General features: G+C 60.0%; 30 protein-coding genes. 5 read left to right on the top strand and 25 right to left on the bottom strand.

Going from position 1 to position 24297, the window contains the following annotated elements:
* Positions 1-68: 68 nt before the first annotated feature.
* From HBR94_RS14035 to minC, 6 genes are all read right to left on the bottom strand, one after another.
* On the bottom strand, positions 69-245 hold the full coding sequence (locus HBR94_RS14035) for a hypothetical protein (protein WP_162947716.1): 177 nt from the start codon (positions 243-245) through the stop codon (positions 69-71).
* A gap of 307 nt (positions 246-552) precedes the next feature.
* Complete coding sequence (locus HBR94_RS14040; RefSeq protein WP_029300406.1) at positions 553-1842, bottom strand: M18 family aminopeptidase; 1290 nt, start codon at positions 1840-1842, stop codon at positions 553-555.
* 135 nt (positions 1843-1977) lie between these two features.
* The gene (locus tag HBR94_RS14045) at positions 1978-2613 is read right to left on the bottom strand and encodes an RluA family pseudouridine synthase (RefSeq protein ID WP_170044995.1); all 636 of its coding nucleotides are present in this window, start codon (positions 2611-2613) and stop codon (positions 1978-1980) included.
* 96 nt (positions 2614-2709) lie between these two features.
* Positions 2710-2964 (bottom strand): cell division topological specificity factor MinE, encoded by a 255-nt coding sequence (gene minE / locus HBR94_RS14050; protein ID WP_003175252.1) that lies wholly within the window; start codon positions 2962-2964, stop codon positions 2710-2712.
* Positions 2965-2967: 3 nt separating this feature from the next.
* Positions 2968-3780, bottom strand: a complete 813-nt coding sequence (gene minD, locus HBR94_RS14055; RefSeq protein WP_057440689.1) for a septum site-determining protein MinD — start codon at positions 3778-3780, stop codon at positions 2968-2970.
* A gap of 201 nt (positions 3781-3981) precedes the next feature.
* Entirely contained in the window at positions 3982-4719 is a 738-nt protein-coding gene (minC, locus tag HBR94_RS14060) for a septum site-determining protein MinC (RefSeq protein WP_115127724.1), read from the bottom strand.
* Positions 4720-4836: 117 nt separating this feature from the next.
* Between minC and HBR94_RS14065 the strand changes: the two genes are divergently transcribed.
* Positions 4837-5769, top strand: a complete 933-nt coding sequence (locus HBR94_RS14065; protein WP_057440694.1) for a lipid A biosynthesis lauroyl acyltransferase — start codon at positions 4837-4839, stop codon at positions 5767-5769.
* Positions 5770-5804: 35 nt separating this feature from the next.
* Positions 5805-6959 (top strand): patatin-like phospholipase family protein, encoded by a 1155-nt coding sequence (locus HBR94_RS14070; protein WP_120732315.1) that lies wholly within the window; start codon positions 5805-5807, stop codon positions 6957-6959.
* Between the two features lie 116 nt (positions 6960-7075).
* Here HBR94_RS14070 and HBR94_RS14075 read toward each other — a convergent pair whose 3' ends face one another.
* The 8 genes from HBR94_RS14075 to puuE all read right to left on the bottom strand — a co-directional run bounded on the left by HBR94_RS14075 (position 7076) and on the right by puuE (position 14255).
* On the bottom strand, positions 7076-7861 hold the full coding sequence (locus HBR94_RS14075; RefSeq protein WP_170044996.1) for an outer membrane protein OmpK: 786 nt from the start codon (positions 7859-7861) through the stop codon (positions 7076-7078).
* A complete protein-coding gene (locus HBR94_RS14080) occupies positions 7858-8253 on the bottom strand; it encodes a hypothetical protein (protein ID WP_147283328.1) in 396 nt (131 codons plus the stop codon). Before HBR94_RS14080 ends, HBR94_RS14075 begins: the two co-directional genes overlap by 4 nt.
* A gap of 44 nt (positions 8254-8297) precedes the next feature.
* Positions 8298-9644: a nucleobase:cation symporter-2 family protein gene (locus HBR94_RS14085; protein ID WP_057440700.1), complete on the bottom strand. Its 1347-nt coding sequence runs from the start codon at positions 9642-9644 to the stop codon at positions 8298-8300.
* 136 nt (positions 9645-9780) lie between these two features.
* Complete coding sequence (locus HBR94_RS14090; RefSeq protein ID WP_057959037.1) at positions 9781-11079, bottom strand: urate hydroxylase PuuD; 1299 nt, start codon at positions 11077-11079, stop codon at positions 9781-9783.
* 51 nt (positions 11080-11130) lie between these two features.
* Entirely contained in the window at positions 11131-11634 is a 504-nt protein-coding gene (locus HBR94_RS14095; RefSeq protein ID WP_057440701.1) for an ureidoglycolate lyase, read from the bottom strand.
* Positions 11635-11779: 145 nt separating this feature from the next.
* A complete protein-coding gene (gene alc, locus HBR94_RS14100; protein WP_170044997.1) occupies positions 11780-12775 on the bottom strand; it encodes an allantoicase in 996 nt (331 codons plus the stop codon).
* A gap of 41 nt (positions 12776-12816) precedes the next feature.
* Positions 12817-13332 (bottom strand): 2-oxo-4-hydroxy-4-carboxy-5-ureidoimidazoline decarboxylase, encoded by a 516-nt coding sequence (uraD, locus tag HBR94_RS14105; RefSeq protein WP_169961203.1) that lies wholly within the window; start codon positions 13330-13332, stop codon positions 12817-12819.
* Complete coding sequence (gene puuE, locus HBR94_RS14110; protein WP_057440707.1) at positions 13329-14255, bottom strand: allantoinase PuuE; 927 nt, start codon at positions 14253-14255, stop codon at positions 13329-13331. The genes uraD and puuE overlap by 4 nt, the downstream gene beginning before the upstream one ends.
* Before the next feature lie 418 nt (positions 14256-14673).
* Between puuE and uraH the strand changes: the two genes are divergently transcribed.
* Positions 14674-15027, top strand: coding sequence for a hydroxyisourate hydrolase (gene uraH / locus HBR94_RS14115; RefSeq protein WP_170044998.1), 354 nt, complete (start codon positions 14674-14676; stop codon positions 15025-15027).
* Between the two features lie 155 nt (positions 15028-15182).
* Here the strand turns inward: uraH and HBR94_RS14120 are convergent, their stop codons facing one another.
* The 3 genes from HBR94_RS14120 to HBR94_RS14130 form a co-directional block, all read right to left on the bottom strand.
* The gene (locus tag HBR94_RS14120; protein ID WP_057440711.1) at positions 15183-15809 is read right to left on the bottom strand and encodes a LysE family translocator; all 627 of its coding nucleotides are present in this window, start codon (positions 15807-15809) and stop codon (positions 15183-15185) included.
* A 63-nt stretch (positions 15810-15872) separates the two neighbouring features.
* Positions 15873-17204, bottom strand: a complete 1332-nt coding sequence (locus tag HBR94_RS14125; protein ID WP_178112856.1) for an NCS2 family permease — start codon at positions 17202-17204, stop codon at positions 15873-15875.
* Between the two features lie 223 nt (positions 17205-17427).
* The gene (locus HBR94_RS14130) at positions 17428-17859 is read right to left on the bottom strand and encodes a MarR family transcriptional regulator (protein WP_115127729.1); all 432 of its coding nucleotides are present in this window, start codon (positions 17857-17859) and stop codon (positions 17428-17430) included.
* Between the two features lie 81 nt (positions 17860-17940).
* On the opposite strand from HBR94_RS14130, the gene HBR94_RS14135 reads away from it, so the two are divergent.
* Together HBR94_RS14135 and HBR94_RS14140 are read left to right on the top strand one after the other, a co-directional pair.
* Positions 17941-19107, top strand: coding sequence for a PLP-dependent aminotransferase family protein (locus HBR94_RS14135; RefSeq protein WP_170045000.1), 1167 nt, complete (start codon positions 17941-17943; stop codon positions 19105-19107).
* A 10-nt stretch (positions 19108-19117) separates the two neighbouring features.
* Positions 19118-19720, top strand: coding sequence for a glutathione S-transferase family protein (locus HBR94_RS14140; protein ID WP_057440718.1), 603 nt, complete (start codon positions 19118-19120; stop codon positions 19718-19720).
* Between the two features lie 121 nt (positions 19721-19841).
* Here the strand turns inward: HBR94_RS14140 and HBR94_RS14145 are convergent, their stop codons facing one another.
* From HBR94_RS14145 to HBR94_RS14180, 8 genes are all read right to left on the bottom strand, one after another.
* On the bottom strand, positions 19842-20213 hold the full coding sequence (locus tag HBR94_RS14145) for a glutathione S-transferase N-terminal domain-containing protein (RefSeq protein ID WP_170045001.1): 372 nt from the start codon (positions 20211-20213) through the stop codon (positions 19842-19844).
* 102 nt (positions 20214-20315) lie between these two features.
* Positions 20316-20861 carry a GTP cyclohydrolase I FolE gene (gene folE / locus HBR94_RS14150; RefSeq protein WP_029300367.1) on the bottom strand — a complete coding sequence of 182 codons (546 nt, stop codon included), beginning with the start codon at positions 20859-20861 and terminating at the stop codon, positions 20316-20318.
* A 22-nt stretch (positions 20862-20883) separates the two neighbouring features.
* Positions 20884-22089 (bottom strand): tyrosine-type recombinase/integrase, encoded by a 1206-nt coding sequence (locus HBR94_RS14155; protein WP_170042687.1) that lies wholly within the window; start codon positions 22087-22089, stop codon positions 20884-20886.
* A gap of 187 nt (positions 22090-22276) precedes the next feature.
* Complete coding sequence (locus HBR94_RS14160; protein WP_170042688.1) at positions 22277-22498, bottom strand: hypothetical protein; 222 nt, start codon at positions 22496-22498, stop codon at positions 22277-22279.
* A gap of 39 nt (positions 22499-22537) precedes the next feature.
* Positions 22538-22954: a hypothetical protein gene (locus HBR94_RS14165; RefSeq protein ID WP_170045002.1), complete on the bottom strand. Its 417-nt coding sequence runs from the start codon at positions 22952-22954 to the stop codon at positions 22538-22540.
* A 49-nt stretch (positions 22955-23003) separates the two neighbouring features.
* A complete protein-coding gene (locus tag HBR94_RS14170; RefSeq protein WP_170045003.1) occupies positions 23004-23321 on the bottom strand; it encodes a hypothetical protein in 318 nt (105 codons plus the stop codon).
* A gap of 49 nt (positions 23322-23370) precedes the next feature.
* Entirely contained in the window at positions 23371-23616 is a 246-nt protein-coding gene (locus HBR94_RS14175; protein ID WP_054898773.1) for a hypothetical protein, read from the bottom strand.
* Between the two features lie 85 nt (positions 23617-23701).
* Complete coding sequence (locus HBR94_RS14180; RefSeq protein WP_115127736.1) at positions 23702-24241, bottom strand: hypothetical protein; 540 nt, start codon at positions 24239-24241, stop codon at positions 23702-23704.
* Positions 24242-24297: the final 56 nt, after the last annotated feature.

A 24297-nucleotide genomic window follows, 5' to 3' on the forward strand; every position in this document is an offset into this window, starting at 1 on the left:
CGGTCAACCTTGAATACGATGGATCGCCCGAGTGTACGAGGGCGCTATGCCCAATGCGAGTGCATTTATTATTCGGCCAGTTTCGCCAGGATCCGGTAGACGATGGTGGCGAGGATCAGCAGCATACCGATCCACATGCCAAATACACCGAGGTTTTTGTCGCGGAAGTTGAAGCCAACGGCCAGCAGGATCATGCCCGTGAGGATGGGGATGAGCATGGCGTGGAAGGCGGACATCGGGATCATGGTGGGGACGGCCTTGTCGTTGAGGGATGAGTGTCAGTCTAGGCGGGATTGGCGCGGGGTGCCTTGATGTGTGTCAGATAGCGCCGCAGTGCGCTGGGAATCGCCATCGCGGGCAAGCCCTAATGCCGTTAAGTTAAGCGCAGATCCCCTATGGGGGCGGGCTTGCTCGCGAAAGTGGTGGGTCAGTCAACATCAATGTTTGCTGGGCGGACGTCTTCGCGAGCAAGCCCGCTCCCACATTTGATCTTCGCTGCTTTGAGTATTGCGTTCGCTTAACTGATCGGCATTAGGGCAAGCGCCGCCCCTTTCAGGGCAGGTCGCGACTTGCGTAAAACGCACTCAGCACCTTTACCAGGTGCGCCAAATCGTGGCTGCCGCACAACTCGCGGATCGAGTGCATGGCGAATGTCGGCAAGCCGATATCCACGGTGCGCACGCCCAGGTGGCTGGCGGTGATCGGGCCGATGGTCGAGCCACAGCCCATGTCACTGCGCACCACGAAGCTCTGCACCGGCACTTCTTCAGCCATGCACAGGTGGCGGAAGAACCCGGCGGTTTCGCTGTTGGTGGCGTAGCGCTGGTTGCTGTTGACCTTGATTACCGGGCCGGCATTGAGTTTCGGGCCATGGTTGGCGTCATGCTTGTCGGCATAGTTGGGGTGGATGCCGTGGGCATTGTCGGCAGACACCAGCAGCGACTTCTGAATCGCCCGTACGAACTCATCACCTTCAGGCAGCAGGCGACGCAGGGTCTGTTCCAGCATCGGGCCGTCGGCACCGCAGGCCGAGCAGGAGCCGACTTCTTCGTGGTCGGTACACACCAGCACGCAGGTTTCGTCGGTCTCACTGGTGAGCAGGGCTTGCAGGCCGGCATAGCACGACAGCAGGTTGTCCAGGCGGGCACCGGCGATAAAGTCGCCATGCAGGCCAATCACCGCTGCGCCCTGGGTGTCGTAGAAGCTCAACTCGTAGTCGAGCACCACATCAGCGTTCAGCCCATGTTCGCGGGCCAGTTGGTCGGTGAGCACGGCGCGGAAGTCCACGCGCTCGTCACCGGCAAACTGCGCGAGGATCGGCGGCAGCTCGGTCTGAGCATTGATCGCCCAGCCCTGGTTGGCTTCACGGTTCAGGTGGATGGCCAGGTTGGGGATGATGGCAATCGGCAGTTTGAAGTCGATCAACTGGCTTTCGACCTTGCCGTCACGCCGGAACGTCACGCGGCCGGCGAGGGAAAGGTCGCGGTCGAACCACGGTGCCAGCAGCGCACCGCCATAGACTTCCACACCCAGTTGCCAGAAGCCCTGGCGTTGCAGTTCAGGTTGCGGCTTGACCCGCAGGCACGGGCTGTCGGTATGGGCGCCGACCAGGCGGATGCCGTCGTGCAGGGGCGACTGGCGGCCCATCTTGAAGGCGATGATCGAGGAGTCGTTGCGGGTCACGTAGTAGCGACCGTTGGCCTCGGTGGTCCACGTTTCGCGCTCGTCGAGGCGCTGGAAACCGGCAGCTTCCAGGCGCTGGGCGAGGGCCGCAGTGGCATGAAAGGGAGTGGGAGAGGCCTTGAGGAAGTCGATCAGGCCTTGATTCAACGCTTCGCGCATAAGTAGCTCCAGACAGCAATGCGCGGAGTTTACCGTATTGGCTCAGGATTTGGCTTGAAGCTACTTTCTTAAGTGCAACACAAGACCTCTGTGGGAGCAGGCACGCCAGCTCCCACAGAGGATTGGGTTACCACTTCAAAAAGGCGTAGGGCACTCGAAGCGCAGGCGCTCGCCGCTTTGCGGGTGGGTAAAGCTCAACATGCTCGCGTGCAGGCACAGGCGCGGCCAGGCGGCCAGGGCCTGTTCATGGGCATACAGGCCATCACCGAGCAGCGGGTGCCCGATGGACAGCATGTGTACCCGCAGTTGGTGCGAACGCCCGGTAATCGGCGTCAGCTCGACCCGGCACCAATCCCCGCAACGCTCCAGGACTTTCCAGAAGGTCAGCGCATGCTTGCCGAACTCATGGTCCACCACATGCCGCGGCTTGGTCGGCGGGTCATAGCGCAGCGGCAGGTCGATGCTGCCGCTGTCCAGTTCCGGCTGGCCCCAGCACAAGGCGGTGTAGGCCTTTTCTGTTTCGCGGTCGTGAAACTGGCGGGACAGTTCGCGGTGGGTGTCGGCATCCCTGGCCAGCAGGATGATTCCCGACGTTTCCCAGTCCAGGCGATGGACGATACGCGCCTCTGGGTAACCGTTTTCCTGCAGGCGAGTGATCAGGCAGTCCTTGTTGTCGTCGGCGCGACCTGGCACCGACAGCAGCAGGGTAGGCTTGTTCACCACCAGGACAGCGTCATCCTGGTGAAGGATATGGATATTGGACAACGGCATTAAACAGCCTCGTAACAAACGCCAACGGCGGCTCGGCCACCTGGTTCCCCAAAGGGGATCAAGGTGACGGAGCCGCCGCGGCGACCGCCTGTTCGATCAACGATCAGGCAGGGTGATATTGAGTTCCAGAATCGAGCAGCTGCCGTCGTTTTCCAGGGCGACATGCACGTCATCGTTGCCGATATTGACGTACTTGCGGATCACCTCGACCAGTTCCTTCTGCAAGGCTGGCAGGTAGTCCGGCGTGCTGCGTTGGCCGCGTTCGTGCGCCACGATGATCTGTAGACGCTCTTTCGCTACCGATGCGGTGCTTGGCTTTTTGTTGGCGCGAAAGAAGTCGAGAAATTTCATTGTTTAGTTGCCTCCAAACAGGCGCTCGAAGAATCCCTTCTTCGCGACATCGAGGAAGCGGTGTTCCACGGTTTTTCCCAACAGGCGGTCAACGGCATCGCTGTACGCCTGGCCGGCGTCGCTCTGGTCGTCGAGGATGACCGGTACGCCCTGGTTGGATGCTTTCAGCACCGCCTGGGATTCCGGGATCACACCCAGCAGAGCCACGGCCAGGATTTCCTTGACGTCTTCAACGCCGAGCATTTCGCCCTTGCTGACACGGTCAGGGTTGTAGCGGGTCAGCAGCAGGTGTTCCTTGATCGGGTCTTCGCCCTTCTCGGCGCGCCGGGATTTGCTGGCCAGCAGGCCCAGCATACGGTCCGAGTCACGTACCGAGGACACTTCCGGGTTGGTCACGACGATGGCTTCATCGGCGAAATACATCGCCAGGTGAGCACCGGTCTCGATACCAGCCGGGGAGTCGCAGACCACGTACTCAAATGTTTCCTTGAGTTCCATCAGGACTTTTTCCACGCCTTCTTTGGTCAGCGCGTCTTTGTCGCGGGTCTGGCTGGCGGCCAGTACATACAGGTTCTCAAGGCGCTTGTCCTTGATCAGGGCCTGTTGCAGGTTGGCTTCGCCGTTGACCACGTTGACGAAGTCATACACCACGCGGCGTTCGCAGCCCATGATCAGGTCGAGGTTACGCAAACCGACGTCGAAGTCGACGATGACTGTCTTGTGGCCGCGCAGAGCGAGACCGGTACCGATAGCGGCGCTGGTGGTGGTCTTACCCACACCACCCTTGCCGGATGTAACCACGAGAATCTTGGCCAAGGTGTTTCACCCCTAAGGAAAAAGGACCTCTCAGTCCCTGAAAAACATCTCTTGAAACTCGCTGCAGGCGGACAGCCTTCGTAGGAAAAAGATGTGCATCCCGTAAGGGAAACGCCAGCTTTCAATTATTCCTACACAAGTCTTGCCGGTTTCGCTGTGCTATCAGAGTCCAGAGATGCTTGGAAAATGCGGCAGTATCCGTTAAAGACGGATGATGTTCAACACATCGCCCGACAGGCTGACTTGTACCCCGGCCCCCCACAGCGGATCACGGCGCAAATCTTCCGAAACCTTGTACTGGCCGGCGATCGACACCAGCTCAGCGCTCAATTGCTGGCAGAAAATCCGTGCCTTGGTATCGCCCTTGACCCCAGCCAGTGCCCGACCGCGCATTGGGCCGTATACATGGATGTTGCCATCGGCGAGAAGTTCCGCGCCGGGACTGACCGGAGCGACCACCACCAGGTCGCCGCCCTGGGCGTAAATCTGCTGCCCACCGCGTACGGGAGAGGTGATGATCCTTGTAGGCTTGACCGTCGGCTCTGCCGGTTTTTCCGGTTTTTTCTTCACTTCAGCTTCTACCGGGTCGAGCACGCGCTCGCGGGCACCGGATGGTGGCAATACTGGCAATTCAATAGCGATGGCCGCCGCGATGTCTTCAATACGGTTGGCACGGATGGCCAGGGTGCGCAGGCCATGTTGGCGGCAAACGCGCATCAGCCCGGGCAGGTCAACCGCGCCCTGGCCGGCCGGCAATTTATCCAGGGCCAGCACCAGCGGCGCATTGTTGAAGAAATTCGGCGCCAGGGCGACCTTGGCGGCGAGCTGGCGGTCCAGGGCGTCAAGGTCGTTACGGGCCAGTTCCAGCACAGTAATGGCGAGCATGCTGCCCTTGAGCTGGAATACGGGATCTTGGTCTAGCGATTCAGTTTGGCTCATGGTCGGCAAAGCGGCTTGTCACGAAAAGTGTCGAGACTTATAACGAGAACAACCGCTAGCCGCAAGCCGGGTCGAACCGTTGTAGAATGCGCGGCCCTGTCTTTACCGGAATCTGTAATGGATCGCCCGCGTTTTCGAGCTGTATTTTTTCACCCGCGCTTCTGGCTGCTATGGCTGGGGCTCGGCCTGTTGTGGCTGATTACCCAACTGCCATACCGGGCGCTGCTGGGCATTGGTCGTGTACTGGGTGCGTTTATGTACCGGGTGGCCGGCGAACGTCGACGCATTGCCGCGCGAAACCTGGAACTGTGCTTCCCGCAGATGTCCGCGCAAGAGCGTAAACATTTGCTCAAGGAAAACTTTGCCTCCACCGGCATCGCTTTTTTCGAGATGGCCATGAGCTGGTGGTGGTCCAAACAGCGTCTGGCGCGCCTGGCCCATGTTGAAGGGCTGGAGCACCTCAAGCAGGCACAACTGGAAGGCAAGGGCGTGATCCTCATGGCCCTGCATTTCACCACCCTGGAGATCGGCGCGGCTTTGCTCGGCCAGAAGCACACCATCGACGGCATGTACCGCGAGCACGGCAACCCGTTGTTCGATTTTATCCAGCGCCGTGGCCGCGAGCGCCACAACCTCGACTCCCTGGCGGTAGAGCGTGAAGACGTGCGCGGCATGCTCAAGCTGCTGCGCGCCGGCCGGGCGATCTGGTACGCGCCGGACCAGGACTATGGCGCCAAGCAAAGCATTTTCGTGCCGTTGTTCGGCATCCAGGCCGCCACTGTCACCGCTACCAGCAAGTTTGCGCGCCTGGGCAAGGCGTTGGTGGTGCCCTTTACCCAGCAGCGCCTGGCCGATGGCAGCGGCTACCGCATGGTGATTCATCCGCCGTTGCGCGACTTCCCCGGTGAATCCGACGAAGTCGATTGCCTGCGCATCAACCAATGGGTGGAAACTGCGGTGCGCGAGTGCCCCGAGCAATACCTGTGGGCCCATCGCCGCTTCAAGAGCCGGCCACCGGGCGAACCCAAGTTGTACGAAAAGCGCCGCTGAACAAACGGATTGTCCCTCGCCCATGGAGTTATGCAATGCGCCCCACTGAACCGGTCACAGGCTTGATTCTTTCCGGCGGCGGGGCGCGTGCGGCGTATCAGGTCGGGGTGCTGGCGGCGATTGCCGAGTTGCTGCCTCCGGGGGCCGCCAATCCCTTCCCGGTGATTGTCGGCACCTCGGCCGGGGCGATCAACGCGGTGAGCCTGGCCAGTGGCGCCATGGACTTTACTGCCGCCATCGCGCGCCTCACCGCATTCTGGCAGGGCTTTCGCAGCCATCTGGTGCTGCGCAGCGACTGGCCGGGGGTGATTCACCAGGCCAGCCGTTTCCTCTCCCGCAGCCTGCTGGGCCTGGGCTCGCCGGTGCCAGTGGCGCTGCTCGACAGCTCGCCGTTGCGGGAGTTGCTGCAAGACAAGCTGCATTTTGAAGGTATCAATGAGGCGATCCGCCACAAGCACCTGCATGCCGTAGCGGTGACGGCGTTCGGCTATGAGTCGGGGCAGGCGGTGACGTTCTATCAGGGCGGCGGCACCATCGACGCCTGGCTGCGCCACCGGCGCATCGGCCTGCCCACGCAGTTGACGGTGGAGCACCTGCTGGCCAGTTCGGCGATCCCATTGCTGTTTGCGCCGGTCAAACTGGACCAGGAATATTTTGGCGATGGTGCCGTCCGGCAATCAGCGCCCATCAGTCCTGCGCTGCACCTGGGGGCCACCCGGGTGCTGGTAGTGGGGGTCAGTGGCAACCCGCGTTCCCCTGACCCTTCGGTGCCGCAGGAGCGCAGCTACACCGGCCAGCAGCCCACCCTGGCGCAGATTGGTGGGCATATGCTCAACAGCACCTTTATTGACAGCCTCGAGAGTGACATCGAGTTGCTGGAGCGTCTTAACCAGTTCAGCCATCTGCAACCGGCCAACAGCGCCGCGCGGGGGCTTTCACCGGTCGATGTGTTGGTGATTGCGCCCAGCCAGCCGATCGACGAAATAGCGGCCCGCCATCGCCAGGAACTGCCGGCGGCATTGCGGTTGTTCTTGCGTGGGCCAGGGGCGACCAAGACCAGCGGGGCAGGGGTGCTCAGCTATCTGTTGTTCGAGGCAGGGTATTGCAGCGAGTTGATCGAGTTGGGGCGGCGCGATGCATTGGCCAAGCGCGAGGAGTTGCAGCGGTTCCTGGGCCTGACCCCGAACTGAATCGGGGCGCGGGCTTGTGTGGGAGCGGGCTTGCCCGCGATGGCGGTGAATCAGCCAATACTTGGGCTGGCTGACACTCCGCTATCGCGGGCAAGCCCGCTCCCACAGGGGAGGCCTTAGAAGTGGTACTTGACCAACAGGCTGGCCGTGTCCTGGTTGGTCTCGAACGCGCCGCTGTCCTGGATCCCGTACTTGTTCTTCCAGTAGTCGTATTCAAAACCGACATACAACTGCTTGGCGCCCCAGTTCATGGCTTTGCCCAGGTCATACTTGACCTGCGGGTTGAAGTGCAAGTTGGCGTGGTAAGTACCACGGGCGTTCTTGTCGTTATCCACCACCCAGTCCATGAAGCCGTCGATCAGTACGTCGGAGTTGCCCACGGGAATGGTGTAAGACCATACCGGCGTGATCTGCCAGACACCATCACCCGGGCGATTGCCTTCGGTCTGGCGCTGGTAGAAGTTCAACTGGAAGTAGTCGAAGCCGGGGATGTTCAGGTCGAATGCCGGGCCTACCAGGTAGGACTCGTTGTCGCCTTCGCCGAACTCGTAAGTGAACGCCAGCAATACATCTTTGATTGGGCCGAAGGACAAGTCCTTATCCAGGATCTTGCCAAACGACAGCCGTGGGCTGAACTCGCCGTAGTAAGTATTGGGGCCGACGTTGCCGTCTTCCTTGCCGTTGTAAAAGATACGGTCGAGGAAGAAGAAGTTGTCGCCGTACTTCCACGCATCGGCGTGTTCAAAGGTGATGGTTTGCTGGATCTCTGGGTTGACCTTGAAGTTCTTGCCCCACAGGTAAGTCAGGCTGTTGTTCTGCCACTGCAGCAAGTCACCCGCCATTGCCTGGCCCCCGGCCAGCAGGGATCCGGCCAACATCAGGCTGTTCACGGTACGTTTCATTCGGTTGCTCCCGAGCTAAAGTTTTGTGGTTTTTCTTCTACGCAGGCGCTCTGGTGTGGCGCCTTTTGGTTCGCTGCAAAAATCGTCTGTTCGGTCAGCTTTAATGCTTTTAGCAAGAGCTGCGCCAAAGTGTTTGAAAAGCCAAAAAATCCCCGCCGGCTACATGGGATGCAGTCGGATACAGAGGACTTTTGCGCACTTTGGCAGCCAACATAAGGCCGGGATAAGTTGGCCTTTAAGTCAGCTTTTACATTCGCTGTTTTTTTTTGAGTCGATTCGAGCGGGCGCGGAGAATACTGGCTCCAGAGCCTGTGCTCAAGTGCGCTGTAAAAGAGCGCGGGGGGCGAGAATGGGGCACGGCGTGTGGCCGGCCCCAGGTCTAGGGTGTGCATGTGGATGTTCCCTGTTCGTTGTTATTTTTGTCGTAACGAAGGAATCAATGCGTATGGGCAACTGCGGGGCGTTCTGAGCCGCCCAGGATGTTGAACAGCACGTTCAGCGACAACGCGCTAAGCGTGGCCATGGCAATGCCGCTATGGGTAATCGGGCTCATCCACAACGGTAACTGGGCAAAGAACTCCGGGCGTACCACCGGGATCAGGCCCATGCCGATGCTGACCGCCACCAGCAACTGGTTGCGCCGGTCGGCAATGTCGGCTTCCTGGAGGATCTTGATCCCGGTTGCGGCCACCATGCCGAACATCGCGATGGCCGCGCCGCCCAGCACCGCAGGAGGAATCGAAGCCACCAAAAACGCCGCCTTGGGCAGCAGGCTGAGGACAATCAAAAAGGCCCCGGCCATGATCGTCACCGAGCGGCAACGCACCCCGGTCATCTGCACCAGGCCGATGTTCTGGGCGAAAGAAGAATGGGTGAAGGTATTGAAGAACCCGGCAAAGAACGACGCGCCGGCATCGCACAGCAGGCCGCGTCGCAGCATTTTCGGGGTGACTTCCTGGCCGGTGATCTTGCCCAGCGCGAGGAACATGCCGGTGGATTCGACGAAGATAATCACCACCACCAGGCACATCGACAGGATCGGTGCCAATTCGAATGTGGGCATGCCGAAGTGCAAGGGCGTGACCACTTGCACCCACGGCGCCTGCTCCAGGCCGCCGAGGTCGACCATGCCGAGCAGTCCGCACAAGGCGTAGCCCAGGGCCATGCCGATCAGTACCGAGATATTGACCCAGAAGCCACGCATGAAACGGTTGATCAACAGAATGGTGGCCAGCACCAGGCCGGCGATGGCCAGGTAGATCGGCGAGCCGAATTGCACGGCGGTAGCACCACCGCCAGCCCAGTTCACCGCCACTGGAAACAACGAAAGACCGATGGCCGTGATCACCGTGCCGGTCACCAGCGGTGGGAAGAAGCGCACCACCTTGGACATGAATGGCGCGATGAGCATGCCAAAGAACCCGGCGGCGATGGTTGCGCCGAAGATCCCTTGCAGGCCGATGCCCGGCATGCCCGCCATGGCGACCATGCTGCCGACAGCGGCGAAACTGGCGCCCATCATCACCGGCATACGGATGCCCAGCGGGCCGATCCCGAAGGATTGGACCATGGTCGCGATCCCCGCCACCAGCAGGTCGGCGTTGATCAAAAAGGCGATTTCTTCACGACTCAAGCCCGCGGCTTGTCCGATGATCAGCGGCACGGCCACTGCGCCGCCGTACATCAGCAGTACATGTTGCAGGCCTACCAGGATCAGTTGCAAAAGGGGCAGCCGCACCATGGCGGGTGCGGCAGGAATCTGCGGCTCGGCTAACTCGGACATGCAACACCTCGGATCTTTTTTATTTTTGTGTTGTTTGGCAGTCAATTGCCAGGTGAAACCCAATCTTCAAAACACTGCACCTCTCAACTGTAGGAGCGGGCTTGCCAGCTCCTACAGTGTGATCTGCGCTAATCAGTTAATTGGTGCGCGCTCCTTGATTGATCCAACTACCAATCAACTCCCGCTCCTGCTGGGTCATCTGGGTGATGTTGCCCAGTGGCATGATCTGGCTGGCAACCGCCTGCGCCTGGATACGCGCCGCCTGCTGCTGGATCTGCGCCGGGGTATCGAACATCACCCCGGCCGGCGCGGCACTGAACAGCGGGCTGGTGGGCTTGGCCGAATGGCACACGGTGCAGCGTTGTTCAATCACGCTGTGGACCTTGCCAAAGTCCGTCGAAGCCTGGGCCGGAGCCGGTTCGGCGGCCGGGGCTGGAGCGGCAGGGGCGGCTGGCTTGAGACCACCGCCCACTGCGGTTTCCGGCAACGGCTGATACTCGATGGCCGCTGGCGCCTTGGCCACATCCGGTGCAGTCGCCACAGGTTTTGGCCCGGTGACATAGGCCAGGCAGATCATCGCCAGGGCGCCGACCGGCAGGGTCCATGCGTATTTCTGGCTGTCATGACGGGTGTTGAAGTAGTGGCGCACCAACACCGCCGCCACCGCGATCCCGGCCAGGATCAACCAGTTGTACTGGCTGCCGTAGGTGCTCGGGAAGTGGTTGCTGATCATGATGAACAGCACGGGCAGGGTGAAGTAGTTGTTGTGTCGCGAACGCAGCAGGCCCTTGGCCGGCAGTGCCGGGTCTGGCGTGCGGTTTTCTGCAATCGCTGCCACCAGCGCACGCTGGGCCGGCATGATGATGCGGAACACGTTGCCGACCATGATGGTGCCGATGATCGCACCCACATGCAGGTATGCACCGCGACCGCTGAACACCTTGCTGAAGCCGTAGGCCGCGCCGATCAACAGGACGAACAGGATAAAACCGAGCAGGGCAGGGCGTTTGCCCAGGGCCGAGTCGCAAAGAAAGGAGTATATGAACCAGCCAGCGAACAGTGAGCCAATGCCCAGCAACACGCCTTCGGTACCACTGAGGCTGCTGCCGGGGGCGAGCAGGTACAGCGTCGGGTTGAGGTAGAACACCACGCACAGCAGCGCGACGCCCGACATCCAGGTGAAATAGGCTTCCCATTTAAACCAGTGCAGGTTGTCCGGCATGGTCGGTGGGGCCAGTTTGTATTTTTCCAGGTGGTAGATACCGCCACCGTGGATCGCCCATAAATCGCCAGCCAGGCCGCTTTTTGGGTTGACGCGGTTAAGGTTGTTTTCCAGCCATACAAAATAGAAAGACGCACCGATCCAGGCCACGCCAGTGATCATATGAACCCAGCGCACGCTCAGGTTCAGCCATTCCAACAGATGTGCTTCCACAGTCTTTACCTCTCGCCCGTCACCCTTGTTGTCGGGTGATCGGACCTTCTCTTATTGGTGGGGGGCAAGGATCAACCGCTCATCCTCTTTGAAAAAATGCTCATCGCAGTTATTGCCTGTGCCACTGCGATCAACCACCAGGAAGTCATCCCGCTTTTCGATCGTCAGCACCGGGTGGTGCCAGACGCCGCGATGGTAATTAATGCCCTGCCTGCCGTTGGTGACGAAGGCGCGGACCAAGCCTGATACAGGTGCATCGCCAATGGGCGCGACCACGATCAGAAAGGGATTGCCGAGCAGCGGAATAAAGGCCTGGCTGCCCAGCGGGTGTCTTTCCAGCATGCACACGGTCAACGGCATGTCCTGCGCGTCGGCGCGGAAGATGCTGATGATGGCGTGATCTTCTGGCGTGGCGGTTTCAACCGTCGCCAGTTTATGAAAGCGCATGGTCGAGCCGTTGTTGATCATGAAGTGATCGCTGCCATCGGTTTCGATAACGTCTCCGAAAGGGGCGAAGGCTTCTTTGGTCAAGGGTTCGATCATCAGTGTGCGCATGGCTGTCTTCTTATCCGAATGCTGTGTTGGATCGTTCCCACGCTCTGCGTGGGAACGCTGCCATGGACGCTCTGCGTCCGTTGTTTGTGACGCGTAGCGTCACGGGATGCATTCCCACGCGGAGCGTGGGAACGATCATCGGGTGTTACTTAGCGACCTTGCCGAACACCCGCAGGCGGCTTACACCACCGTCCGGGAACACGTTGAGGCGGATGTGGGTGATCGGGCCCAGTGCCTTGATCTGCTCGGCGAAGGTGTGTTCGGCGTGCATTTCCAGCTTCTGTGCTGGCAGCAGTTCACGCCAGAACAGCGATTGGGTTTCGATCTGGCTGTCGGTACCGCCCTTGACGAACGCGCCCTGGATCGAGCACGTGTCCGGGTAGTTGCCCTTGAAGTGCAGGGTGTCGACCACTACTTTGTCGATCTCGCCGGCATGTCCCAGCGCGACGATTACCCAGTCATTGCCTGGCGTGCGACGGCGCGCGGTCTCCCAGCCATCGCCCATGTTGATGCCACGGCCCGGGTTGAGGATGTTGCCCATGCGCCCGAAGTGCTCGTCGGAACACGCCAGGGCACGCCCGCCATTGAGGGAGGAGGCCAGGTCCACTTGTTCGTTGTCGCCCACGGCCGACCAGTCGCGGAACGGAATGCCGTACACGCGCAGACGGGCCACGCCACCATCCGGGTAGATGTTGAAGCGCAGGTGGCTGAACGCCTGGTCGTTGTTGATCTCGTGGAAGTGATGGCTGTTGCCCTGCAACTCCACGGCAGACAGCACTTCGACCCACTGGGTGTGGTCATCGGGCTCGCCGGTAGCCAGGAAGCAGCCTTCCAGGGACGCCGATGGCGGGAAGTTGCCGGTGAAGAATGAAGTGTCGATGTCCACGCCCTTGATCGAACCCGGTACGCCCAGGCGGATCACTGCGCTGTCGAAGCCTTCGAAGCGCTTGCGGCGTGACTCCCAGCCGTCCATCCACTTGCCGTTATCATCGAAAACGCCCTCCTTCCATACGGCCGGGGTCGGCTGGAACAGTCGGTTGGCATCGGCGAACCAGTCATCGGTCACCGAGATGATCTTGGTGCCCAGGCGGGCGTCGGCCAGGTTGACGAACTTTTCGAAAGGTACGGCGTAAGCTTTCATTCTTCTTGTCTGCCTTAGATAGAGTGGCTGGGGATGGTCGTTTAGAGGGTCAATAAACGGAACAACGCGATCTTGTTGATCTCTGCCAGCGCGCACTTGAACTCGGTGTCGACCGGGTTGTGGATGCGCGTTTCAAACGCGGCGAGGATCTGATGCCGGTTGCTGCCTTTTACCGCCATGATGAAGGGAAACTTGAACTTGGCCTTGTAGGCGTCGTTCAGCTCGGTGAAGCGAGAAAACTCTTCGGCCGTGCATTGGTGGATACCGGCGCCAGCTTGTTCATTCGTGCTGGCTTCGGTCAGTTGGCCCTGGACGGCAGCTTTGCCCGCCAGGTCCGGGTGAGCGTTGATCAGGGCCAGTTGCCTGGTGTGATCGGCGCTCAATAGGATATCGCTCATGCGCTGGTGCAGGGTTTCGATCTCGTCGATCGAGGCGTCCTGGCCCAGGTCGAAGGCCTTCTCGGCCACCCATGGCGAGTGTTCGTAGATATCGGCAAAGGCTGCGACGAATGCGTCACGGCCGAGGGCCGATGGTTTCAAGGTCTGGAAAGCAGTCATTTGGCGGCTCCCTGGAAAGGGTGTACGTCATGCCAGTGGCGGGCAATATCGACGCGGCGGGCGAACCACACCTGGTCATGGCCCTTGGCGTATTCGATAAAGCGCTTGAGTGCAGCCAGGCGCGCCGGGCGGCCGATCAGGCGGCAATGCAGGCCGATAGACAGCATCTTCGGCGCCTCTGCCCCTTCGGCATACAGCACGTCGAACGCGTCTTTGAGGTACTCGAAAAAGTCATCGCCCTTGTTGAACCCCTGGACCTGGGTAAAGCGCATGTCGTTGGTGTCCAGGGTGTAGGGGATCACCAGGTGCGGCTTGCCGGTGGGGTTGTTGGGTTCCCAGTAGGGCAGGTCGTCGTCATAGGTGTCGCAGTCATACAGAAAGCCACCTTCCTCCATCACCAGCCGCCGCGTATTGGGGCCGGTGCGCCCGGTGTACCAGCCCAGCGGGCGCTCGCCGGTCAGCTCGGTGAGGATGCGGATGGCCTCGAGCATGTGCTCACGCTCCTGGGCCTCGTCCATGTACTGGTAGTCGATCCAGCGGTAGCCGTGGCTGCAGATCTCATGGCCGGCGGCGACCATCGCGCGGATCACCTCGGGGTGGCGCTGGGCGGCCATGGCCACGGCGAAGATGGTCAGCGGAATGTCGAATTCCTTGAACAGCTTGAGGATGCGCCACACGCCGGCACGGCTGCCGTATTCGTACAGCGACTCCATGCTCATGTTGCGCGCGCCTTGCAGCGGTTGGGCCGAGACCATTTCCGAGAGGAAGGCTTCGGACTCTTTGTCGCCATGCAGGATATTGCGCTCACCGCCTTCTTCGTAATTGAGTACGAACGACAGGGCGATACGCGCCTTGCCAGGCCAGTGTGGGTGCGCAGGGTTACTGCCGTAACCGATCAGGTCGCGTGGGTAGTCAGCGCTCACTGCAGTCTTCCTTCTTGTTCGTGATCAAGGGTGTGGCGGCTGTTGCGTCACAGCAATGGACTGATTGTATACAACTTAATGCTCACTTTGTAAGCCTGTATTTTTGCATTTTTTCCAGGCGGTCGCCTCGACCTATCCTTGCAAGAAACTTGCCCGACTGGTCAACTAAAATATGCAAACCTACGACGCAGCTTTACTGTAGGCCCTGGCTTGCCGACGATGGCCAACGTCGAGTGACGGCATTGCTGAGGGATACACCGGCACGGTCGACAAGCCTGCTGCTGCAGGGGGGAAGGGGATTTGTTGAATTTATTGTGTACAATTTTTTTGAAAAGTGTCTTAATCAGCCATCGCCGGCTTTTCAGTGCCCCGCAAAGGTGCGGCCGCTTATTAACTGATGACTTGGGAGCTCCGATCCATGGGACGACTGACCACACACGTACTGGACGCCGCGCACGGCTGCCCAGGCAGCGCCATCAAGGTTGAACTGTATCGCGTCGATGGCGCCCAGCTGGAACTGGTCGCCAGCACCCTGACCAACAGCGATGGCCGTTGCGACGCCCCGCTGCTGCAAGGTGATGACTACCGCAGTGGCGTCTACCAACTGCAGTTCAGTGCCGGGGATTACTACCGCGCCCGTGGTGTGCAATTACCCCAGCCGGCGTTTCTCGATGTGGTGGTGCTGCGCTTTGGCATCAGCGCCGAACAGGATCACTACCATGTGCCCCTGCTGATTTCGCCCTACAGCTACTCCACCTATCGCGGTAGCTGAGTCGTCACCTGGCTTCACACCCCCAAATGCTCTTCGTTGGTTTCGCCCGCGCACACTGCGGGCTTTTTTTTGTCCGCCAAAAGGCGGGTCATGAGCCAATGCCAGCGAACCAGAGGAACCCTTGTGGGAGCTGTCGAGCCCCACAGGGTTGTGTGTTAGCCCCTGAGCAGCGACGCCGCCCCAGCGCTGCCAAACAGCCCGGCACTGAAGCGATTGAACCAGCTCTGGCCCTTGCCGGTGCGCAGGTAGCGCGCGGCGCCGTGGGCACCCAGGCCATAGGCCAGTTTGCACAGCAGGTCCAGCACGGTCCAGGTGGCGATCATGATCAGCAGTTGTGGCAGGAACGGTTGTTGGCTGCTGAGAAACTGCGGCAGGAAGGCGGCGAAAAACAGAATGTCCTTGGGGTTGCTGGCGCCCAGCACAAACGCCCGGCCAAACAGTGCACGAAAACGCGGCACAGGCGCTGCGTCCGGTACCACGGCGCCCTTGGACGGCAGGCGCGATTGCTGCCAGCTCTGCCAGGCGAGGTAGAACAAGTACAGCGCACCGACGATCTTCAGGGCGCTGAACAACTGCTCCGACGCCAGCAACAGCGCGCCCAGGCCCAGGGCCGAGGCGCTCAATAGGCAGATTGAGGCGAACACCCCGCCCAGAAACGCCGGATACGAACGGCGCAGGCCGTAGTTCAGGCTGTTGCTGATCATCAGCAGCGACAGCGGCCCCGGAATCAGGATCACGATCAAAGCAGCGCCGCTGAACAGCAGCCAGGTTTCCACGCTCATTACATTCCTCCATACATGCAAAAGCCCCACCCGGAGGTGAGGCGGTTTTCGCCAGCTTTCGCGTTACAGGAACACAAACTTGGCGATGAAAATCGCGCACAGCACCCACAGGCTGATGGAAATCTGTTTGTACTTGCCCGTGCCGGCCTTGAGCGCCACGTAGGTGATAAAGCCCAGGGCGATGCCGTCGGCGACCGAGAAGGTCAGGGGCATCATGATTGCCGTGACAATCGCCGGAATGCTGTCGGTGGCGTCGTCCCATTCGATATGGGCCATGCCGCTCATCATCAGCATCGCTACATAAATCAGCGCACCGGCCGTGGCATACGCAGGAATCATGCCTGCCAGCGGGGCGAAAAACATCGCCGCCACAAACAGCACGCCCACGGTCACGGCCGTCAGCCCGGTGCGCCCACCGGCCGCCACTCCCGCAGCGCTTTCCACGTAACTGGTGACCGGCGGCACACCGACCACCGCGCCAAACACGCTGGAGGCACTGTCGGCTTTCAAGGCCCGCGAGAGGTTTTCGATCTTGCCATCGGCCTTCACCAGGCCTGCACGCTGGGCGACGCCCATCAAGGTGCCAGCGGTGTCGAACATGTGTACAAACAGGAAGGCGAATACCACGCTGATCATGCTCACGTTGAACACGCCCATCACGTCCATCGCCATCCAGGTGGGCGCCAGGCTCGGCGGTGCGGCAACGATACCCTGGTACTGCACCAGCCCCAGGCCCCAGCCGGCCAGGGTGACGGCGATGATGCTGATCAGGATCGCGCCGAACACCCGGTGATAGCTGAGGATCGCGATCAGCAGGAAGCACACGGCCGCCAGCAGCGGCGCCGGCTCATGCAGGGAACCGAGCTTGATCAGGGTGGCGTGGCTGGCCACGATGATGCCGGCGGTTTTCAGGCCGATCACCCCCAGGAACAGACCCACCCCGGCGCCCATGGCGTGGCGCAGGCTCACCGGGATGCTGTTGAGCAGCCATTCGCGGATGCGCGACAGCGTCAGGATCATGAACAGCACACCGGAGATAAACACCGCACCCAGCGCGGTCTCCCAGGTGTAGCCCATGGTGCCGACCACGGTGTAGGTAAAAAACGCATTCAAGCCCATGCCCGGCGCCAGGCCGACCGGCCAGTTGGCGTACAGGCCCATCAACAGGCAGCCGAGCGCGGCGGCGATACAGGTCGCGACAAAGGCGGCGCCGTGGTCGATGCCGGCGTCGGCCATGATGTTGGGGTTGACGAAAATGATGTAGGCCATGGTGATAAACGTGGTGAGGCCGGCGATCAGTTCGGTCTTCACTGTGGTGCCATGCAGGCTGAGTTTGAACAGGCGTTCCAGCCAACCCTGCTTTGTGGTCGCAAGATGCGGCGGACTGAGGTCCAGGGTCGGGGCGTCGGATTTATGGCTTTCCACAGCAAGTACTCCTCAAGAGTTTTATTGTTATTTCCAGCGCCGGACACATGAGTGGGGCAGCGGCGCTTTGAGGTACCAGCGGGCTTTGTTGACCAGTAGGTCAGGAACTCGCACGAAGCGAATTATGCTTTTGTATACAAATAAAGCAAATAATGTTTGCGATTATGTGTGCAAAAAAGATGAAAGGCCAATTTCAAGGCAGGGTCAGCGCCTTGTTCACCGCCAGCCAACCATTCACCGCGTCCTCGCCGGCTTCGGCAAAGGCGCGCTGCAGCAACTTGACTTGCTCGCGGCGCAGGGCGTGTTCGAAGCGCTGGCCTTCCTCGGTCAAGTGCAGCAGGCGCTTACGTTTGTCGGTGTCCGAGGCCACGCTGTCGACCAGGTGCATTTCCTGCAATTGGCGCAACGGCATATTCAGCGCCTGCTTGCTCACCCCCAGCAGTTCCAGCAGTTGTTTGACGCTCAAGGCCGGGTAGCGGGCGATAAAAAACACAATGCGCTGATGCACCCGGCTCAAGCCTCGGCGCTCCAGCATTTCATCGGCCTTGGCGGTAAAGGCCTGGTAGCCGAAGAAGAACGCTTCCATGGCGGCTTGCTGCGAGGTCTGGTTTTTAAGGTCAAGCATATTGACGTATCTACCTGGGTCGTCGTAATTTTGGTCAACCAGTTTGACGTATTTTTCCCAGGCTTTGCTACCGGTGACCCCATGGCTTTCTCAGAACGTGTTTCGCGCCTTAAAAGCTCCTTGATCCGTGAAATCCTCGCGGCGGCCCAGCGCCCGCAGGTCATGTCATTTGCCGGTGGCCTGCCAGCCGAAGCCATGCTGCCGGCGCTGGATTGGCAAGCTATGCCACCGGCCATGGGCCAGTACGGCATGAGTGAAGGCGAGCCGCAATTGCGCGAGTTGCTGGCGGCCGAAGCGCGGGCGCTGGGGGTGGCCTGCGATGCCAGCCAGGTCCTGGTGGTCAGCGGCTCGCAGCAAACCCTGGACCTGGCGGCCAAGCTGTATATCGACCAAGGCACGCAGATCCTGCTGGAGGGCCCGACCTACCTGGCGGCCCTGCAGATCTTCCAACTGTTCGGCGCCGATTGCCTGACCGTGGAACTGGAAGCCGATGGCCCGGACCTGACGGCACTGCGCAGCCGCCTGGAACGCCATCGCCCGGCGTTCATCTACCTGATCCCGACCTTCCAGAACCCCTCGGCGGTGCGCTACAGCGAAGCCAAGCGCGATGCGGTAGCGGCGCTGCTGGATGAGTTCGGCGTGACCCTGATCGAAGACGAGCCCTACCGCGAGCTGACCTTCGACGGCGGCAGTGCGCGGCCGATTGTCAGCCGGTTACGCAAGGCCAGTTGGATCTACACTGGCACCGTATCCAAGACCTTGCTCCCCGGTTTACGGGTCGGCTACCTGATCGCCAGCCCCGACCTGTTTCCCCACCTGCTCAAGCTCAAGCAGTCGGCGGACCTGCACACCAACCGCGTCGGCCAGTGGCAGGCCATGCAGTGGATCGGCACCGAGCGCTACCAGCAACACCTGGGGCAATTGCGCAGTTTTTACCGTGAGCGGCGCGATGGATTCCAGCTGGCACTGACGCGGCATTTCCAGGAACTGGCGGACTGGCAAGTGCCCCAGGGTGGATTATTCTTCTGGCTGACCTTGAAACAGCCCCTCGATACCCGCACTTTATTGGCACCAGCGCTCGACCAGGACGTGGCGTTCATGCCCGGTGAACCGTTCTTTTCCGAGCCGGACCAGCACCACGGGCACCTGCGGCTCAATTTCAGCCACATCGACCCGACGCGCCTGGACGAAGGTCTCAAGCGTCTCGCGGCGGTGATCCGTCAAGCACAGCTCGCGCAAGCGGCATAAGGGGAGCTTCATGTACAAGGTTTATGGCGATTACCGCTCGGGCAACTGCTACAAGGTCAAGTTGATGCTCAACCTGCTCGGCATCGCATACGAGTGGGTGAATGTCGATATTTTGAACGGCGACACCCAGACCGCCGAGTTCCTGGCGAAGAACCCCAACGGCAAGATCCCGGTCCTGGAGCTCGAAGACGGCACCTGCCTGTGGGAATCCAACGCCATCCTCAACTTCCTCGCCGACGGCAGCGAGTTCCTGCCCAGCGAACCGCGCCTGCGCACCCAGGTGTTGCAGTGGCAGTTTTTCGAGCAGTACAGCCATGAACCGTACATTGCCGTGGCGCGGTTTATCCAGCTTTACCTGGGGCTGCCGGAGGATCGGCTGGAGGAGTACAAGACCACCCATAAAGGCGGCTACAAGGCGCTGAGGGTCATGGAAAAACAGCTGCAAGCCACGCCATACCTAGTGGGCGACCAGTATTCGATCGCCGACATTGCGCTGTATGCCTACACCCATGTGGCCCATGAGGGTGGTTTTGACCTGAGCCCTTATCCGGCCGTACAAGCCTGGCTTGCGCGCGTGGCCAGCCATCCCCGGCATGTGCCGATGCTCGACTGATAGGCGCGACCTAAATGTGGGAGCGGGCTTGCCCGCGATGGCGGAGGGTCAGTTGTCGAATATTGACTGACACACCGCCATCGCGAGCAAGCCCGTTCCCACATGTGCACTGCGTTTTCTGTCAGATCGCGGCGAAGCGCTTGTCCAGGTAGTCGATGATCACCTTGGAGTCATACATCCAGGTGGTCTGGCCATTTTCTTCGATGCGCAGGCACGGCACCTTGATCTTGCCGCCTTGGGTAAGCAAAGCCTGGCGGTCTTGCTCGTTGTTCTTCGCGTCCTTGAGCGCCACCGGCACATTCAGGCGGTGCAGGGTGCGGCGGGTTTTCACGCAGAACGGGCAGGCGTGGAATTGGTACAGGGTCAGGCTCTTGGCCGCTTCATTGACCTGTGCCTGTTGCTCGGCGGGGCGCTGCTTTTTACGCGGGCGGGTAAGTAAGTCGCCCGCGATGATGACGTGGCCGAGGCCCACTCGAAGTGCTTTGACGAACATGGCTGAAACCTCTTGCCCAGGACAGAAGGGGCCGCAGCTTACCTGATTTTTACAGGCGAAAAAAAACCGGCGATGAATGCCGGTTTTTTCTGACGCAGCCTGTTACTTGATCAGGCTGAGGAACTCGCTGCGGGTCGCCGCGTTTTCGCGGAACTCACCCAGCATCACCGAGGTGATCATCGACGAATTCTGTTTCTCCACACCGCGCATCATCATGCACATGTGCTTGGCCTCGATCACCACGGCAACGCCCAGGGCACCGGTCACCTGCTGGACCGCTTCGGCGATCTGGCGGCTGAGGTTTTCCTGGATCTGCAGGCGACGGGCATACATATCGACAATCCGCGCGACCTTCGACAGGCCCAGGACCTTGCCGCTAGGGATATAGGCGACATGGGCCTTGCCGATGAACGGCAGCAGGTGGTGTTCGCACAGCGAGTACAACTCGATGTCCTTGACCAGCACCATTTCGCTGTTATCGGAGCTGAACAGGGCACCGTTGGTGACCTCTTCCAGGGTTTGCTCGTAGCCGCGGCAAAGGTACTGCATAGCCTTGGCGGCACGTTTTGGCGTGTCGAGCAGGCCCTCGCGGGAAACGTCCTCGCCGATTTGGCCGAGGATCGCTGTGTAATTCTGTTCCAAAGTCACAGGGCGGTATTCCGTATGGGTTTCAGAGCGGTACGGTTTCTGCCTGTACCAATTTTGTACCATTCAGGCTTTGTTCAAGCTTCCCGAGCTCGCTCCAATCTTCGCTGGAGTTTATCCATCGGGCGTAAGTGGACAGCAGCATTTGCACGCTGTGACCAAGCTGATTTGCTATGAACCCGAGGTTCATGCCTGCCATTAGGCACATAGTAGCGTACGTGTGCCGACAGTTGTATTGCCGACGGCTTCGGATCTTCAATTCTACCAGAGCCGCCTGGAAGTGTTTGTCGGTCACGCTGGCCTGCTGGATGTACTCAAAGTTCCTGGTCGGCGGGAACACATACGGCGATTGCTTGTGCTGCCGGCGGCTCTGTTTGGCGCGCAGTGCGGCGACTTTCTCCGCTTCTTCTATAGCATTCAGGGCTCGACTGTTGAGCATCACCCGGCGCGATTCCCGGGTCTTGGTCCGCTCTTCGATCTTGTAGTCAGCAACAATTCTGCAGATATTGGCCACTCTGGCCTCTTTATCTACCTCACCCCAGCGCAACGCCGCTATCTCACCAGGCCGCATGCCGGTGTAAAACGCAAACTCAAAGTAGGCTGCGTACACCCGCATTGAACCGGTCAGCACCTGATACAGGTGCCCAATAACCCGATCTGCTTCCTCGACCGTAAACGGATCCACAGCCTTTTTTGCCTTCGTCGGCAGTTCAATTGAGTTTGCCGGGTTGCGCGTGAGCAGCTCATCCTTCACGGCCGTCTCAAGCAGTGTGGTAAGCCGCTGAATTGCTGACCGCTTGACGGTTGGCGACTTCCATTCTGTTTCGCTCACGATCTTTCTGAGCATCGGCGACGTGATTTGATCCATGGGGATCAGCGCCAGGTGGGGCATCCAGTAGAGGTTCAGCGAAATTCGGTAGTTTTTCCGGGTTCCGGTTACCACTTCCCGCCCATTTAGCCACGCCTGGGCATACTCCCCGAACAGTGGAGTGGCTGAATAAGTGGAGTATGTCGAGTTTGGGAACAGCTCGGCGTAACGCTGCTCGTCCATCACGCCGTGCTTAATCAGGCTGGTTACTGTAGCGCGAAGATCTGCGGCCGCTTTAATGCCCTTTGGCGTTTGGGGATAGGGGAGGGTTTCGCAGCGACGAAACTTCCAGGTGAAGCGAATCCGGACGGACTGTCCGGCAAGCTCAACGCCGGCGGGCATTCCCATTGGCTTTCTAGCCATTTCTCATATCTCCAAAAGCTATAGTAAATCTTCCCGTCATACTCATTCCAAACACCCCTGGGAATAACTCCCCGTTGACGCTTCCCTTCCAGGGCGCGTTTCGTGGTGCCAACGAGTAAGGCGAATTCCTTTTCCGGGATCTTGTCCGACCTGAGCGGTTCTTCCAGCTGTTCGGCTGCTGCCATGTCTACCTCCCGCCGCCCGCTGTAGGCCGCGCTGTCTTGATGATGTGGATGATGAAACCGAAGGTGAGCAGCGCCCAGGCGACGGAGCCGGCGAATGCTACGACCAGGGTTTGTTCGGTGCCGGTGGAGAGCAGCTCCGGCACCTGCCAGAAAAACCAGAAGGTGGACCCCGCCACGTACAACACGATGGCCGTCATGAGCAGGGTGAGTTTCGTTGCGTACATGGGGTGTCCTTGCCGCGCTGGGCGGCAGAAGGTGGGTGGTTAGGCCAAGTCCGCCAGCGCGAAGACGATTCCCCGGCAATAGCGGTCAGCGTCTTCCAGCACTTCAAAAGTGGCGTGAGGTATGTCTGTTTTGTAGGTCCAGGAATACCCGTCCTCCTTGCACCACAGCGCCTCTATGGGTTTCGCCTTGGCTTTGCGCAGGAAGTACTGCTCCAGTTCAACGTCATTGTCGATGCTGTCGCGGTCGGGCAGTACGCCTTTGGCATCAACAAGTGCGATGCCGCCGCCGTAGCAACCAATCTCTTCATCGGAAGCGCCTTCGAACTCCATCAGGTCGTCGCTAGCGCCGTAGACGATCACCAGTCCAGACTCATTGGCGATCTGGATCAGGTCCTTGTGAATGCGGCAGGGGTAAGCGATCCCGGTAATCCGGTCCGCGAGGTCTTCTTTGTTCATGGCATAGCTCCGCCCGCCGCTCACCGGCAGGCATGTGGGGGGATTGGGGTTAGGCTGTTGCTTTGGCGATATCTGCGGCTGCGCGAACGATTGCTCGACGGGTGCCGAAATCGTCCATGGCTTCAATAATCATCACGCCATGTACCGAGTGCTCCGCGCCAACTGAGTCGTGATCCTCCATGAAAACGATGCAGATCCCGAGCTTGATTGCCAGCCGCAGAGCATCGCCGTCGTCTTCCAGCGGGCGCCACAGCCTGTAGCTTTCCCTGTCGCCGATTCGAAGGCAGTTCCGCGCCGACTCAAAACAAAGAACAGGGCTGATACCTGCCGCTTTCGCGGCCAATTCAAGAATCTGTTGGTCGCTCATGGCCTCGGCCCCTTGTAGATGAAGACGTAGGCGAACCAGAGGGGGGCGATCATGGCTTCTCGCTCCGGAAAGCCCGAACAGTCGCGCTGATGGTGTCGCCAAAAACAAACCAAATAACGAGCCCGACACCAACGACTGGCCAAGCCCATTCAGGCATCAACCCCAGCACCAGGATCACCGGCACCGCGATCACTAGGGCTACCACCGCAAGGATCATCATCACGAAGAAGAGCCCCAGATCGCGCCGGGCGGCTATCCGGGCGGCTGCCCATGCAGCTTTGAGTTTCGTATTCATCGGCAACACTTTTCCTTGCCGCTATAGCGGCTGACTTTGAAGGGGGAGGGGTTACAGGTTTTGCGGGTGGAGTACGGATGTACTCCTATCTGGATTTGGCGTTCTGCCGTGATAACTCAAGCGCGTCTTCGCCTTGCTGGGTCATTTCCCAAAGTGCAGGGCTGCGCTGTACCCGATTCAACAGGCCGAGTTGGGTCAGCAGATCAAACCAGTGTCGACCAATATCCGCGCCCTGGCCGTCGTCCGCACACTCCTGAAAGCGTTCCAGCTTACGAACCACCTTTTCTGCAAATGGATGCATCGCCGGCGCTGCGTTCAGTCGAACCTGCAGAGCGTCACGCTCGCGGATTGCCTGAGCATGCTTGGCGCGCCAGTGCAACACTGCATCGAGTTCTTCGGCGGTTACCGGTGGTTGTCCGGTCATGCGGCGCTCGATCATCTGCCAGCCAGGCTCGTATTCGGGCCAATCGCTTTCGATAACTAGGGCGTCGACAAGGCATTCTTGAAAAACCGTGCGCGTCGTGTCGATGAGTAGACCGCGATGAAAAGTTTGTAGCTTGCTCAACTTGATCACGACGTATCGCTCTTCCCGTTCGAAGGGCGTGGTTTTGTTTTCTGTAGGCATGGGGAGTCCTTGCCGGGCCATGCCCGGGCGGTGTGGTGCTACGATGGCCCCTTCCT

This window comes from Pseudomonas sp. WS 5412 (assembly GCF_012985615.1).
Taxonomy (GTDB): domain Bacteria; phylum Pseudomonadota; class Gammaproteobacteria; order Pseudomonadales; family Pseudomonadaceae; genus Aquipseudomonas; species Aquipseudomonas shahriarae.